This is a genomic window from Pseudomonas syringae KCTC 12500, assembly GCF_000507185.2.
GTDB lineage: Bacteria > Pseudomonadota > Gammaproteobacteria > Pseudomonadales > Pseudomonadaceae > Aquipseudomonas > Aquipseudomonas syringae.
Map to the genome: position 1 here is coordinate 828,782 of NZ_AYTM02000002.1, position 13,945 is coordinate 842,726.

Sequence of the window (13,945 nt, forward strand, 5' to 3'; positions counted from 1 at the left end):
GCCCTCTGCTCATTTCGACGGTATGCTTGCGAGGCTCTAGCTCGCGGCATGTGTCGGCTCCTGAGCCATTTTCGATACGCCATCCCTGACCACACTCCTCGCAGATCAAGGAGTGAGCCATGCTCAGCCATCGCTTACACGTGCTGTCTTTCAGCGCCATGCTTGTTTGTCAGTCCGTCTCTGCCCAGGTTCTGGAGCGGGATCTGGGCGACTTCGACCTGAAACTCGCCACCACGCCTACGCGCAGCATGGCCCAGGGTCTGGTAACGCCCACCGGCGGCTCCGGCTCCTTTCACGGCGGCATGGACCTGACTCACGAGAGCGGTTTCTACTTCGGGCAGTGGGCGCCCAACGTGGGCCTGGCCTCCGATACCGCGATGGAGCTCGATTCCTACATGGGCTTCAAGAAGCCCTTCGATAACACCCTTGGCTACGAGCTGGGGATGATTCGTTACAGTTACCCCGACACCAGCCAGATCGACAGCCACGAGTTCTATGCCGGTCTGCGCATGCGTGACAGCCGGATCGGTGCGGCCTTCAGCAACGATGTCGGTACCCGCGACAGCACGGTATTCGTCGATCTGGGCGCCATCGAGCAACTCGGCGTCGGGGTGCGCATGCAGTACGCCAATCACCAGTTCGATACCCCGCAGTCCGCAGCCGACGGCGGGTTGATCAACGGCTTCAACGACTGGTCGCTGAACCTGTCACGCCCCTGGCTGGGCATCGACATGAACCTCATCTACAGCGGCTCCAGCCTGAGCGGCGGCGATTGCAGCGTTTACAGCGGCCACAACGCACGCTGTGACGGGACGTTTACCCTCAAAGCGGTGCGTTCATTCTTTTAAAGGCCCAAACCGGTTGAACTGCCAGACGCTACACTCCTCTACCGCACGTCAGTACGCCAAGGAGATGTCATGCAGTCTTTATTCAAAGCATTCGTCACGCTGTTGATGACCGTTGCACTGCTCGCAGGATGCAATCAGGTAGGACTGGCGTATCGCAACCTCGACGTGATCATTCCGTGGACGCTCAGCGACTACCTGGACATGAATTCGGAACAGAAAGGCTGGCTGGACGTGCGCCTCAAGCAACATTTGAGCTGGCACTGCAGCACCCAGCTGCCGGAATACCTGACCTGGCTGGACAAGCTCGAAGACATGGTCAAGACCGACCAGGTGACGTACGAAGGGCTGCAGGCTCGTACCAGCGAAGCCAAAGAGGCGATTGCCAAGATCTCGAAGGAAATCACCCCGTCTGCGGTGGAGTTGCTGTCGCGCTTTGATGACAAGCAGGTGCAGGAGATGCAGGAGTCGTTCGCCAAGGATCAGCGCAAGCGCGAAAACAAATACCTCGACCAGCCACTGGAACGCCAGATCGCAGAACGTGCCGACCGTATGCAGAAACGCGTGACGCCGTGGGTCGGCAAGCTCAATCAGGCGCAGAAAGACCGCATTCAGGCCTGGTCTGCATCGCTGGGCGAACAGAACAAGGCCTGGATTGAAAACCGTACGCGTTGGCAAAACCTGTTCCTGGCCACCGTGCAGCAGCGGCAGGCCAGCGACTTTCCGCAACGCATCGCCGCACTACTGCAGGACCGCGAAACGTTCTGGACCCCTGAATACCGCAAGGCCTACGACCAGACCGAGAAAGCCGCGATATCGCTGATCGTCGACATCACCGCCCTGAGCACCCCGGAACAACGCGCCAAATTGCTGAGCCGCATCGCCGACATGCGCAAAGACTTCACCGACCTCGATTGCCTGAAGTCGCAGAAGTAGTCCGATAGCCCTCTCACCACAGCTATCGCACCCATGCTCCGGGTGGGTATGCCGTTCCGGACGCTCTGCGTCCTGCCCGGAATCGGCATGCGCGGGGTCGGCGGTGTTAGGCGATCTGGGGCTTTTTGGCGATGGTGTCGAAGAGCGCGGGGTCAAGGGGGTCGCCGACCTGCTCATTGAGCACCTGACGTGGGTGGTCATTCCCCGGAATGCTGCTGTCGATCAAAGCCAGCAGGCTCGCGCCGCGCTTTGTCAGCATGTACGTCGAGCCACCTCCGCCTTCCTCGCGAGGGCGCGGTTCGATGTAGCTGCGATTGAGCAGCGTCTCGAATTCAGTGGATGTCGAGGCGGTGCCGTTGTTCTGCACATCGTGCAACAAACGCTCGATAAGATCCCAGTTGTAAGTCATTTCTCTAAACCTCCGTCCAGCATGGAATGATCACCCATGACCTCCAGCCACGGGCATGCGACTCAAAGGGTGTGACCTGCGAGGCGTATGACGGTTCAGAGAAGCTGGCGGGCGGTGTAGCGAGGCGTTGTCAGTACTTTAAAGAGGTTGATCGCTCCCGAATGCACGGGAGCGATCACGGCAATCACTCGGCAGCCGGGGCCGGGGTGCTGCGTTTTTTCAGCGGGGCCATGCCGTCCTGGCTGACCAGGTCAGACTTGGGACGGTTGACCGCCTTGCGTTTGGTCGGCCCTTTGGCCGCGACTTTCTTCTTGTCGCCCTTCGCGTCGGTCTTTTTCTTCTTGACGCCTACCGCCTTGCCGGAGGCCTTGACCTTCTTCGGCCCGCCGTAGGTGCCTTTGACTTCCTTGATAACGCGACGCTCGAAGCTCTGCTTGAGGTAGCGCTCCACGCTCGACATCAGGTTCCAGTCGCCATGACAGATCAGCGAGATCGCCAGACCGTCGCTGCCTGCGCGGCCGGTACGCCCGACGCGGTGGACGTAGTCATCGCCGCTGCGTGGCATGTCGAAGTTGATCACCATGTCCAGACCTTCGACATCAAGGCCGCGAGCCGCCACATCGGTGGCGACCATGATTTTCGCGCCGCCTTGCTTGAGACGGTCGATGGCCGCCTTGCGGTCCTTCTGGTCCTTGTCGCCGTGCAGCACGAACGCCTTGTATTCCAGCGCCACCAGGCGGCCATACAGACGGTCGGCCATGGCCTTGGTGTTGGTGAAGATAATGGCTTTCTGGTAAGTCTCGTTGGCCAGCAGCCAGTTGAGAACCTGCTCTTTGTGCACGTTGTGGTCAGCAGTGATGATCTGGTGGCGTGTGCCGGAAGCCAGCTCGCTGACGCTGTTGACTTGCAGGTGCTGTGGATCCTTGAGCACCTTGCCGATCATTTCCCGCAGGCCAGCGCCGCCGGTGGTTGCCGAGAACAGCATGGTCTGCTCACGACCGGCACATTCGCCGGCCAGACGCTCGACGTCTTCGGAGAAGCCCATGTCCAGCATGCGGTCGGCTTCGTCCAGTACCAGCACTTCAACGTGCTTGAGGTCCAGATTGCCTGCGTTCAACTGCTCCAGCAGACGACCCGGCGTGCCGATCAGAATGTCCGGCACCTTGCGCAGCATGGCGGCCTGAACCTTGAAGTCCTCGCCACCGGTGATCAACCCGGCCTTGACGAAAGTGAACTGCGAAAAGCGCTCGACTTCCTTGAGCGTCTGCTGAGCCAGCTCACGGGTCGGCAGCAGGATCACCGCACGGATGTCGACGCGAACCTTGGCCGGGCCGATCAGACGGTTGAGGATCGGCAGCACAAATGCGGCGGTCTTGCCGCTACCGGTTTGCGCAGTCACCCGCAGGTCGCGCCCTTGCAGTGCGAGCGGAATGGCGGCCGCCTGCACGGGCGTAGGCTCGACAAATTTAAGCTCGGCCACAGCTTTGAGCAGGCGTTCGTGCAGGGCGAATTCGGAAAACACGGGTGCTACCTCGACGAAAAACAAAAATACAGCTGCATAGCGTAACGGTTTCGAGCGCCGGGGCCGAGTTTCTTTACCACCAAAGGCCGATTTTGTTTACCAACGGGCGGATAACGGTCATTCGAAACGTTGCAAAACCATAGAGCGCCGTCACGGGGCTGCGCATCCAGCATCAAGACAAAGTCCAAGGTGGTTTCATCGACGTTATTTTTACCCTCGCCACACGCATGAAAGCCATGCTCGAACACCGCAAAACTCTGAGTCGCATGCACGGCGGCAGCCAGTCGACGGGTCAAGTCCGGTCGCTGACACGGCTTAATCAATGGCCGAGACCATCAGTTCTCGCAGCCAGATATGAGCCGGATCGCGGTGCAAACGCTCTGGCCACAGCATGAGCATTTCAAACCCGGGAATCGAAAGCGGTGGTTCCTGAACCACGAGCATCGGCTGATTGCGCACCAGCCGTTCAGGCACCACTGCAACCAGGTCGCTGCTGGTCAATGCAGACACCAGCGAGCCGAAATGCGGTGCCGACAACACGACCCGCCGACTTAAACCCAGCGCCGCCAAGGCCTGGTCGGTGCTTCCGGCAAAGCCGCCGCCGTTGGGAGACATGACCGCATGCTCCAGCTCACAGAAACGTGTCAACGATACTGGTCGCGCAAGGTCCGGATGATCATGCCGGGCAGCAAGCACGTAATGCTCATGAATCAACGACCGCTGGCGCAGCTTGGGCGGCGCCTCCTCGCGGGTGTGCAACGCCAGATCCAGCCGACCGCTTTCAAGATCCGCGGCCAGGCTGACAGGGTGCTTGTTCAACAGAGCCAGGCGCGTACCCGGAGCACTGCTGCGCAGCCTGCCGAGCGACGGCCATATCAATGCGATGGTCGCGTAGTCGCTGGCAGCCACACGCCAGGTGTGATCGGCCGTTGCCGGATCGAAATCCCGGCCGGGCAGTAACGCAGACTCCAGCGCTGCAAGTGCCTGACGGAGTGGTTCGCGCAGCTCTTCAGCCCGCGCGGTCGGGGTCATGCCCCGCGGTCCCGGCAACAGCAAGGGATCCTCCAGCACCTGCCTCAGCCTGCCCAATTGCAGGCTGACGGTGGGCTGGGTCAGGTTCAGCCGATGCGCCGCGCGGGTCACGTTCTGCTCCGAGAGCAATGCATCCAGCGTGACCAGCAGATTGAGGTCGATACGCCGCAAGGTATTGTTCATGCACATACCAAGTGTTTGGGAGATTGATTTCCAGCATACCCGATCGAGTCTGTAGCGTTACCTCATGACAGACAAACCGGAGCCCTTCATGAACGTACTTATTGTCTACGCCCACCCAGAACCGCGCTCGCTGAACGGGTCGTTGAAAGACTTCGCCGTCGATCATCTGCAGAACAACGGCCATCAGGTGCAGGTGTCCGACCTTTACCAGATGGGCTGGAAGGCGATCATCGACGCCAACGATGCACCCGGTCTTGAGAACAACCGCCGCTTTGACCCTGCCCTTGAGTCGCAACGCGTGTTTGCCGCCGGTATTCAGCCGCCGGACATCGAGGCCGAACAGGCCAGATTGCTCTGGGCAGACGCCGTCATATTCCAGTTTCCGCTCTGGTGGTTTTCGATGCCTGCGATCATGAAAGGCTGGATAGAGCGTGTATACGCCTGTGGTTTCGCCTACGGCGTGGGCGAGCACAGCGACCAGCACTGGGGTGACCGATACGGCGAAGGAACGCTGGCAGGCAAGCGCGCCATGCTGACGGTGACCATGGGCGGCTGGGAGTCCCACTACAGCGAGCGGGGCGTAAACGGGGCGCTGAACGACGTGCTCTTTCCTATCCAGCACGGCATCCTGTTCTATCCAGGCTTCGATGTGCTCGCGCCCTTCCCTGTGTACCGGGCAGGCAAAGTGGACAGCGCAACCTTTGCGCGGATTTGCGCCGACTACGGCGACCGCCTGGATACCCTGTTCACCCTCGAGCCCTTGCCCTTTCGCAGGCAGAACGACGGCGACTACGAGATCCCGGCACTGAAATTGCGAGCGGATCTTGCACCGGGTCGGCAGGGGCTGGACATTCACCTGCGCGATGAGGATGAGCCGGCGGATCTTTAGGCAGATTTGAAACCGTCTCTGACAGATAACGAAAAGACCCTGCTTGTGCAGGGCCTTTTCATACGTATTGCCTTCCGGCGGATTACTTCAGGTTGTTCTTGAAGAACTCGCCCAGTTTGTCGAACGGGATCAGATCGACCCGATCGTACAGATCCACATGCCCGGCTTCCGGCACGATGATCAGTTGCTTGGGCTGGCCGGCCAGTTTGTACGCTTCCTCGCTGAACTCCAGAGAGTGCGCCTTTGAACCGGCGATGAACAACATAGGGCGTGGCGAGATGGTCGCGATGTCGTTGAACGGATAGAAGTTCATGAACTTGACGTTGCTGGTCAGCGTCGGGTGAGTGGTCAACTCGGGGGACTGGCCTTCGGGCGTGAACTCGCCCCGTGGCGTGCGATAGAAATCGTAGAACTCGCGTTCGATCGGGCCGGATTTTTCAGTCAGTTTGTGTACGGTGCCGCTGGTATACGCGGTGTCGCCGCCGCTGTATTCCACGTCGCGCTGCAATGCCGCCTGCTCAATGATCGTCTTGCGCTGCGCCAGCGTCTGCGAGTGTTTCAGGCCGTTGCGGTTGGCGGCGCCCATGTCATACATGCTCACCGTGGCAATGGCTTTCATGCGCGGGTCGATCTTCGCGGCACTGATGACAAAGCTGCCACTGCCGCAAATCCCCAGCACGCCGATTCGTTTTTTGTCCACGAAGGTCTGAGTGCCCAGGAAGTCCACTGCGGCACTGAAGTCTTCGGCGTAGAGATCGGGTGAAACGGCGTTACGCGGCTGGCCTTCGCTCCCGCCCCAGAACGACAAATCCAGCGACAAGGTCACAAACCCCTGCTCGGCCAGTTTCTGCGCGTACAGATTGGCACTTTGCTCCTTCACCGCCCCCATCGGATGGCCGACGATGATGGCCGGAGCTTTAACGTTCGGGTTCGAGCCTTTGGGTAAAAACAGATTGCCCGCGACTTTCATCTTGTACTGGTTGTTGAACAGCACTTTTTGCGCAACGACCTTGTCGCTTGTGTAGAAATTATCGGCACCGTGAGACATGTCTGCTCCTGTCGCAGCGTATGAGCTTATTAAAAGCCCAAGCATCAAAAGAATCTTTTTCATGGCGTGTTACCTCGTTGAGAAATTGACCCGCGTTTATCTCGCCCGCCCTGACCGGTGTTGCTTTCCTGCAGGGACGCGTTGTCGCGTGCCGTCCAGGCCAGCGCGGCCGAACACGCCAGTAACACGCCACCGAATGCGAACGGGCTCCACCAACCAAGGCTGTCAAACAGCGCGCCGCCGATGCCGGCCCCGGCGGTGATCGCCAATTGAATGGTCGCCACCATCAGGCCGCCGCCCGCCTCGGCATCGTCGGGCAGCGTGCGGCTCAACCAGAGGCCCCAGGCGACTGGTGCCGGCGTGGCAATCAGGCCCCAGACGGCAAGCACAATGGCGACGGACTGAGGTGAATGACCCAGACCAGTCAGCGCCACGGCCAGCACCGCCATCAGCAGCGGAATGACGATCAGGCAGGCATACAGGCCTTTGTGCAGCAGCCTGCCGATCAGGTAGGTGCCGACCAGCCCGCTGGCCCCCAGCGCCAAAAGCATCAGGGACAACGTGTTGACGCTGACCCCGGTGATCTCTTCCAGAAACGGGCGCAGGTAGGTGAAGACGGCGAACTGGCCCATGAACAGCAACAGGATCGCGCTCATGCCGACGGCCACTTGCGGGTTACGCAGCAGGCGGAACGGATTGCGTGCCCGGTTGTTCGGCTGGCTGCGCATGGCAGGCAGGCTCAGCCACTGCCAGGCAAACGCCAGCGCCGCAAGCGGGATGACCAGGAAAAACGCACCACGCCAGCCGATGTACTGGCCCATGAAACTGCCCAATGGCGCGGCGACCGTTGCAGCCAGCGCATTGCCGCCGTTGATCAATGCCAGGCCCTTGGCGACCGATTGCTTCGGCACCAGCTTCATAACGGTAGCGGTCGACATCGACCAGAAGCCGCCAATGGCGATCCCGAGCAGTGCACGGCCTGTCATGAACAACCAGCCGTTGGAGGCCAGCGTAACGATCACGCCAGACACCATCAGCAACAGGCTGAAGCCCAGCAGCACCGGCTTGCGATCCAGATGCCCGGTCAGTGGCGTGTTCAGCAGGCTGGTCAACACGGCAAAAAAACCGGACATCGAAATCGCCTGCCCTGCCTGCCCCTGACTGATGCCCAGATCCTGCGCGATGGGTGTCAGCAGGCTGACCGGCATGAACTCCGACGCAATCAGCACCACCACACACAGCGCCATCGAAAACACGGCGCCCCAGGCTGGCGGATGTGCTGTCGTCTCAGCCCCCTTTAGCGTTGAATCGAATGCTTGCATGCGTCCTGACCTGGCGATATTGAAAATAGTCGGCACAGGTTAGGGCAAAGGTATTAGGATGATTAGACACCACAATTTAAACGCGCTTGTGAGGAGGATTCAGCAATGAGCACACCCAAACTCAATGATCTGCAAGCCTTTCTGCAGGTAGCACGCGATCAGAGCTTTACCAAGGCGGCCACCAAGCTGGGCGTTACGCCTTCAGCCCTGAGCCACACCCTGCGCGGCCTTGAAGAGCGCATGGGCCTGCGCCTGCTGGCGAGAACCACCCGCAACGTAGCCCCGACCGAAGCAGGCGAACGGCTGATGCGCTCGATCGGGCCGCTGCTGGATCAGATTGCTGCAGAAGTCGAAGTGTTGGGCGAGCTGCGTGACAAGCCCGCCGGCACCATTCGCATTACCTGCTCCGATGACGCCGCAGAAGGCATCATCCGCCCTATGCTTGCGGGGTTTCTGGCGCAGTACCCGGATATCCAGATCGAGATCTGCATCGACTACGGCTTCACCAATATTGTCAGCGAACGTTTCGATGCGGGCATCCGTCTGGGTGAATCCATCAGCAAGGACATGATTGCCGTGCGCCTGGGGCCTGACTGGCGCTTGTCAGTGGTCGGGGCGCCGGCCTACTTCGAGCGACATCCCGTCCCGCTGCAGCCTCAGGACCTGACTCAACACACCTGCATCAACATCCGCCACTCGCCGAACGGCAGCTGCTACGCCTGGGAGTTCGAGAAGGGCAGCCGCAAGCTCAACATACGCGTCAATGGGCAGTTCACGTCGAACAGCATGATCCATGTGCTCAACGCCGCACTGGACGGCGTGGGCCTGGCCTACGTGCCGGACTCCATGGCCGAACCGCACATCGCCAGCGGCCGCCTGAAAGAAGTGCTGGTCGACTGGAGCCCGTATTTCGAAGGCTTTCACTTGTACTACCCGAACCGGCGACAGGCGTCGCCGGCGTTCAGTGCGTTTGTCGAGGCGGTGAGGTATCGGGGGTAATCAGGAGGCTACACTCAGATCCACCAATTTCGTCGGCAACCGACCTCAGCGGCGTATCAGAAGCTGAGGCCGCTTCATAAGGTGGGTAAATCAATATAAATAAAATGCGGGTGCTTCACCACCAATTCCGACCGACTGGCACCAGAGTTATATTTAAAAGCACCATAAACAAACAGGTAGATTTTTTGGTCAGGATCAAAAGTATTCAGCTGATTTAGCAATGCACGACCCGCTGCTCCGACCTCAAAAACCTCTGAAGTTAGCACGACAACCTTCGGAGCTTGCCCGAGGGTTTTCTCTTGTAGAACTAAATAAAAATCTTTCCCGTCCTTATCTACGAAAATGACGGGAGCAGTAAATATTTTAGTGCCCACTTTCCCAAGAAATTTAGTGCTATTGAGCTCAAACGAGTAAAAAGCAGAATCGTAGGTGCCTTCCGGGTTCCATGGCGCTTTCAAGGAACTCATTCTTCTGGATTGAGCAGTCATTTCCAACCACGCCTTGGCAAACCTCTCTACCATCTCTGAACGACCTTCACTGGCACCAAGGCCAGCCTTGGAGCGCCCGCCAACTCCTGATCCTGTCCGTTGGTCCTGGTTTGCAGAAGCAAGCGAGCTTCCAGATGAGTTCACCGCTGTACTTGATGGATCTACCCAAACCTGCGGAAAATCTTTTTTCACTGGATTCGCTTTTAGCTGCGAGGATGCGCTGGTAGTTGTTGTAGATGAGGGTTGGGGCTGTCTGTCGCACCCCTCAGGATGATGCCCCCTGAAGTGAGCAGAGGGTGAAATTTTTCTACCTGCTTTTTCCTTGTCTGGTATAACGATGCTTACCTTGACGCCACATGAAGGGTTAGCACATTTCACTTTAACAGCGTTATTGGCTGATGCAGATGTCTTGTATAACTCTTCTATCTGGTTTATTCCGACTAAAGCACCGACACTTCCAAGACTTGGATGATTTTCTGTCAATAACGCTTGTTCATGCATATGTGAAACCCCCATATAAATTTATTCTATCCTCCATGACAATCAGCATGGAATTCAACCCTTAGCGATATTGAACAGGCCTCTATGCCTGTTCTCTTTTTGAATTCTAACGTATTGGCGGAGCACGAAACAGACTGGCGAGACCAGAGAGTTCTGACCGACCATCATTACAGCGATTATTGTGTGTTCTGTCATGAGGGGGTCGCTCCTTCTGAGCCGTAAATGCTTTAATCACGCCCCCCTCTTCGCTCAACGGGCCCGATGCTTTTATGGATATTCACTCGCTTTGGCTCAATACCCAGGAAATCTGGGACATGCTCGATCAGCACCCGTGGGTACGTACCGGGCTGGCGCCTGATGTCAGAGTCGTTCCGCAACTGGCGCGGCATGCATCAAGCGTAGCCTGTTCATCGACGCCAGCGGCGTGCGCTTCGTGCGTGACGATGAAGAACAGCAACTCATGCAAATCCACCTGCTCACCGACTACATCGGCCGTAAACAGGCCGAATTGCTGGCATAGAACCAGGCACAAGGCAACGTCGCACAAATGTCCGCCAACCGCCGCCGCATGACCAACATCGGCACCTTCCGCGCCTACGCCCTGGCGTACCTGAAAAGCCACGTCGACATCAACCCGAACATGACCTGCATGGTTCGCCAGCTCGAACCCACCTCACAGGGCATCCCGCTGGAAATCTACTGCTTCACCCGCACCACGGTGTGGGTGGATTACGAGCGGATACAGGGGGATATTTTCGATTATCTGATTACGGTGATGCCGGAGTTCGGGTTGAATTTGTATCAGCAGCCTAGTGGGGCGGATATGCGGGTGGGGTTGAGGGGGGAGACTGTGAATCAAGCCAAAGCTGACTGGACGAGAGAGCGTTGAGGTTGGGATTTGAAGGTTCTTGGAATGGGGTAGTGATTCCATCGCTCCCCGCTCCCAGCTATCGTGATTTGGGGATATGGAACCGCTGAAGAGTTTTAGCCACTCAGTAGCTTTCTTTTTTGAGCTACACGCATGCACGTATCCAACTGCTCAGCACATACGATCAAACATACCATTCAAACGTGTGCCGCCCGCTCGACATTGAGCAGTGTCGCAATCGAAATCCAAGCATCACATAACCAACAGAAAGCAAACTAGCGAATTCTATACATTAGACATGTGGGGCCTGGCAATGACCATACTAAGTTTTCGGTTATGTCGCTGCGCGCCTATCGCTTAATCCTACATCGAAGAGAGAACCGTCATGGGACTATGTATTTCAAAACATTCTGGCAGCAGCTACAGCTACAGTGATAGCGACCGTTGGGAAGTGCCTGTAAACCCTTCAAATGCCAGGCCTGCTTCTAGTCATCAAACGGCATGTGCGAGCGATAGAGCCTCAGACGAGGTGGACGAACGTCCTGCAACATTTTCTCATTTTCAACTCGCGCGGTGCGGCGAAGATTATACTCTTAGCATGGTTTCTTTAGCAGCTTATCAAGCAGAAAGACGGCATCGCGGTAATTTAATAAAGGATCGTAGTCAATCCGCACTTCCCTGGGTGCAGGTATATCACTCTGAAACAGGCCTGGATTACAGTTTCCAGATTGACAGAACCACGACTGTCAAAGTGGCCGGATTCAACTACAATGTCCCCAATAATGGAGAGACTCGGCATTTATACAGTGCCGGCACGAGCCAGGTAAATATGCCTGTCATCACAGACAATATGAGTGCGTGCATTGCTGTCGCGTGTGCGGCGGAAAACGTAGATGCCGGTACGGGTGAACGTAGGCCGGGGGCGAAAGTTCGCGTATTCCATCTGTTCCCTTTTCGTCGCGAAGACCTTATGCCAAAACAAGTTTTAGCGTCCGTGCGCGATTATCTGCGGGATATTAAGGAACAGGGGCTAACAATGCGCGCAGCCCTGCATGGAGGAAATAGAGAGGGTGATTTCTCAGTCAGCACTGCGGAGGCATTGAAAAACCTGCTTGCTGCTGAAGGAATCCCGCTTGAATTCGACGAAACTTGTGCAAACCGAACATCTGAAACACTGCTTGGCGCCGTTATTCTTAATGACAACTCGACTCAATTCATAAAGCATTTGGTCGCTTTATGACACGATACTGCAGCTGTCGGCAGCGCTTCGATTTTGCCTGAACAGTTCCGTAGACGAACCCGCTTGGGGGGGAGCCCGACATCGCAAGCAATGGTCGTAGTAGCAAGAGCGAGGTGTCCTTTTTTAAACGGATTTCTCCCGCTCAAGACGGGCGATACGGGCTTCCAGTTCCTGGATTTTCTGCTGCTCTGGCGTTGAGGCCTCGCGCTTGAATTCAGCGAAGAAGGTACGGCATTGTTTGATCATCAGACACCCCTGTCTGGCGATATTCTCGCCTAAATGAGTGTCCGGAATCATTAGACCACTACAAGGCGGATTGATATCAAGCCAGAGCTGAATTTGGCATCTCATGAAGTTTCGCATACGAAATACAGTAGCAGCATGATTGGCATTGGCATGGCCCGGATCTGATGCAGCTGCATCTGAGTCGAACCGGCGACAGGCGTCGCCGGCGTTCAGTGCGTTTGTCGAGGCGGTGAGGTATCGGGGCTAGCGCCCCGCCGCCTGATTACTGCGCGGCTTTCAACGCATCCGCGACCTTGTTCAGCGAACCTTGAGCGGGTTCGGCCAGCAGTTTCAGCTCGGTGGTTTTGCCACGCACCACCACTTGCATGGCGGTGGGCGCACCCTTTGCGTCACCCAAGATCCGGTAAGCGGTGTCGCCGCGCACGAAGCTCAATACGTGACTGGTAGCGTCGTACTTCAGTTGCTCACCGTCAGCCTGGGGAAACAGCAGCCCGACCTGATTCTTGCTGTCCACGGCCGCGTAGAAGACCGGGCTTGCGTCCCCTGAACGGAACAACACAATGCGCTTGCCGGACGGCGCGAGCCTGAATGACAGGAGAATCTCACGCTGCTGGTCTTCCTCCCAGACGATGCTGGTGGTGTGCGTCATCTTGCCATTCTGATTGCGACTGACTGTTTCAGTCGGCAGTCCCGACCCGCCGGTGTGGTCAAGGACCGTCTGCGTTTCCAGAACCGGCTCGCCATTACGGATGCTGTACGTAGACGTCTGGTGCCAGCAGCAACCGTCTTTGGTCATGGTCTCGATCTTGCGGGCTTTCTCATTCACGCTGAACAGGCCGCAGTTGTTTTGCGCCAGTTGGGTAAACGAATCGCTGTGCCGGAAACCATCGGCCGTGCCGAGAAATACCTGATACGAGGGGCCGTGATAGCAGCTGTTCTGCCCGTCCATCAAGGCCAGATCCTTGATGCCATCGAAGTTGAAATCCTGATAGATCAGTACGCTTTGTTCGCCATAGGGCAACTCGTGCACGTTGGTTTTGACCTTGCCGGTTTTCGGGTCAGTGCCGAGCACCAGTTCATCCGACTGCACGCGAATCAAGGCCGCACCGCTGGCCTTGTCGTACACGTTGATCACGCCGGGACGAAATACATCGTCCTTGGCGGAAATATCCAGCGTCGCACGGTATTTATCGGAAAAGTCCTGCAGGGCGTAGTTCTCCCGGGGCGAGCCCGCGAACCCTGCTGCGTCCATTTCACCGTAGGTCGGTAACGCACCGGCGGCACTGACCAGTGTCGAAGAGGCCAGGCCGACCAGTACCCACAAGGCCTGCAACCCGAGACGTGACGCACAGCGTTGAACGATGGATAGGTGCAAGACGCGACTCCTTTGATAATGAGCGATGAGTTTACTTCAGCA

General features: G+C 57.5%; 12 protein-coding genes and 2 pseudogenes. 6 read left to right on the forward strand and 8 right to left on the reverse strand.

Annotated elements, in window-relative coordinates; translation table 11 throughout:
• The first annotated feature begins 119 nt into the window (after window positions 1-119).
• Entirely contained in the window at window positions 120-848 is a 729-nt protein-coding gene (locus V476_RS04170; protein ID WP_003314494.1) for a TorF family putative porin, read from the forward strand.
• Between the two features lie 69 nt (window positions 849-917).
• Entirely contained in the window at window positions 918-1,781 is an 864-nt protein-coding gene (locus V476_RS04175) for a DUF6279 family lipoprotein (RefSeq protein ID WP_003425465.1), read from the forward strand.
• 106 nt (window positions 1,782-1,887) lie between these two features.
• Here V476_RS04175 and V476_RS04180 read toward each other — a convergent pair whose 3' ends face one another.
• The 3 genes from V476_RS04180 to V476_RS04190 form a co-directional block, all read right to left on the reverse strand.
• Complete coding sequence (locus V476_RS04180) at window positions 1,888-2,190, reverse strand: hypothetical protein (RefSeq protein ID WP_024664873.1); 303 nt, start codon at window positions 2,188-2,190, stop codon at window positions 1,888-1,890.
• A gap of 184 nt (window positions 2,191-2,374) precedes the next feature.
• On the reverse strand, window positions 2,375-3,712 hold the full coding sequence (locus V476_RS04185; protein ID WP_024961143.1) for a DEAD/DEAH box helicase: 1,338 nt from the start codon (window positions 3,710-3,712) through the stop codon (window positions 2,375-2,377).
• Window positions 3,713-4,027: 315 nt separating this feature from the next.
• Window positions 4,028-4,927, reverse strand: coding sequence for a LysR family transcriptional regulator (locus tag V476_RS04190; RefSeq protein ID WP_024961144.1), 900 nt, complete (start codon window positions 4,925-4,927; stop codon window positions 4,028-4,030).
• An 88-nt stretch (window positions 4,928-5,015) separates the two neighbouring features.
• Here V476_RS04190 and V476_RS04195 point away from each other — a divergent pair, with 88 nt between their 5' ends.
• Window positions 5,016-5,816, forward strand: coding sequence for an NAD(P)H-dependent oxidoreductase (locus V476_RS04195; protein ID WP_024961145.1), 801 nt, complete (start codon window positions 5,016-5,018; stop codon window positions 5,814-5,816).
• An 82-nt stretch (window positions 5,817-5,898) separates the two neighbouring features.
• Here the strand turns inward: V476_RS04195 and V476_RS04200 are convergent, their stop codons facing one another.
• Together V476_RS04200 and V476_RS04205 are read right to left on the reverse strand one after the other, a co-directional pair.
• Window positions 5,899-6,927 carry an alpha/beta hydrolase gene (locus V476_RS04200; RefSeq protein WP_024961146.1) on the reverse strand — a complete coding sequence of 343 codons (1,029 nt, stop codon included), beginning with the start codon at window positions 6,925-6,927 and terminating at the stop codon, window positions 5,899-5,901.
• Complete coding sequence (locus tag V476_RS04205; RefSeq protein WP_024961147.1) at window positions 6,924-8,186, reverse strand: MFS transporter; 1,263 nt, start codon at window positions 8,184-8,186, stop codon at window positions 6,924-6,926. Before V476_RS04205 ends, V476_RS04200 begins: the two co-directional genes overlap by 4 nt.
• A 105-nt stretch (window positions 8,187-8,291) precedes the next feature.
• On the opposite strand from V476_RS04205, the gene V476_RS04210 reads away from it, so the two are divergent.
• The gene (locus tag V476_RS04210; protein ID WP_024961148.1) at window positions 8,292-9,185 is read left to right on the forward strand and encodes a LysR family transcriptional regulator; all 894 of its coding nucleotides are present in this window, start codon (window positions 8,292-8,294) and stop codon (window positions 9,183-9,185) included.
• 74 nt (window positions 9,186-9,259) lie between these two features.
• Here V476_RS04210 and V476_RS27955 read toward each other — a convergent pair whose 3' ends face one another.
• Window positions 9,260-10,174, reverse strand: coding sequence for a hypothetical protein (locus V476_RS27955; protein WP_146050739.1), 915 nt, complete (start codon window positions 10,172-10,174; stop codon window positions 9,260-9,262).
• A gap of 339 nt (window positions 10,175-10,513) precedes the next feature.
• Here V476_RS27955 and V476_RS04220 point away from each other — a divergent pair.
• Together V476_RS04220 and xopAF are read left to right on the forward strand one after the other, a co-directional pair.
• Window positions 10,514-11,063 (forward strand): annotated as a pseudogene (locus tag V476_RS04220) (mechanosensitive ion channel family protein); the annotation flags it as partial.
• 577 nt (window positions 11,064-11,640) lie between these two features.
• Entirely contained in the window at window positions 11,641-12,282 is a 642-nt protein-coding gene (gene xopAF / locus V476_RS28795) for a XopAF/AvrXv3 family type III secretion system effector (RefSeq protein ID WP_308457697.1), read from the forward strand.
• A 126-nt stretch (window positions 12,283-12,408) separates the two neighbouring features.
• On the opposite strand, the pseudogene V476_RS28800 reads toward xopAF, so the two are convergent.
• Together V476_RS28800 and V476_RS04230 are read right to left on the reverse strand one after the other, a co-directional pair.
• Window positions 12,409-12,528, reverse strand: a pseudogene (locus V476_RS28800) (IS3 family transposase); the annotation flags it as partial.
• 262 nt (window positions 12,529-12,790) lie between these two features.
• Entirely contained in the window at window positions 12,791-13,903 is a 1,113-nt protein-coding gene (locus V476_RS04230; protein WP_024961447.1) for an XAC2610-related protein, read from the reverse strand.
• Window positions 13,904-13,945 lie beyond the last annotated feature (42 nt).

What these genes read in the sequence shown, in the direction of transcription:
- V476_RS04170 (WP_003314494.1), top strand. Translation starts at nt 120, where the DNA reads ATGCTCAGCCATCGCTTACACGTGCTGTCTTTCAGCGCCATGCTTGTT.
- V476_RS04200 (WP_024961146.1), bottom strand. Translation starts at nt 6,927, where the DNA reads ATGAAAAAGATTCTTTTGATGCTTGGGCTTTTAATAAGCTCATACGCT.
- V476_RS04210 (WP_024961148.1), top strand. Translation starts at nt 8,292, where the DNA reads ATGAGCACACCCAAACTCAATGATCTGCAAGCCTTTCTGCAGGTAGCA.
- V476_RS04195 (WP_024961145.1), top strand. Translation starts at nt 5,016, where the DNA reads ATGAACGTACTTATTGTCTACGCCCACCCAGAACCGCGCTCGCTGAAC.
- V476_RS04175 (WP_003425465.1), top strand. Translation starts at nt 918, where the DNA reads ATGCAGTCTTTATTCAAAGCATTCGTCACGCTGTTGATGACCGTTGCA.
- V476_RS04190 (WP_024961144.1), bottom strand. Translation starts at nt 4,927, where the DNA reads ATGAACAATACCTTGCGGCGTATCGACCTCAATCTGCTGGTCACGCTG.
- V476_RS27955 (WP_146050739.1), bottom strand. Translation starts at nt 10,174, where the DNA reads ATGCATGAACAAGCGTTATTGACAGAAAATCATCCAAGTCTTGGAAGT.
- V476_RS04180 (WP_024664873.1), bottom strand. Translation starts at nt 2,190, where the DNA reads ATGACTTACAACTGGGATCTTATCGAGCGTTTGTTGCACGATGTGCAG.
- V476_RS04205 (WP_024961147.1), bottom strand. Translation starts at nt 8,186, where the DNA reads ATGCAAGCATTCGATTCAACGCTAAAGGGGGCTGAGACGACAGCACAT.
- xopAF (WP_308457697.1), top strand. Translation starts at nt 11,641, where the DNA reads ATGGTTTCTTTAGCAGCTTATCAAGCAGAAAGACGGCATCGCGGTAAT.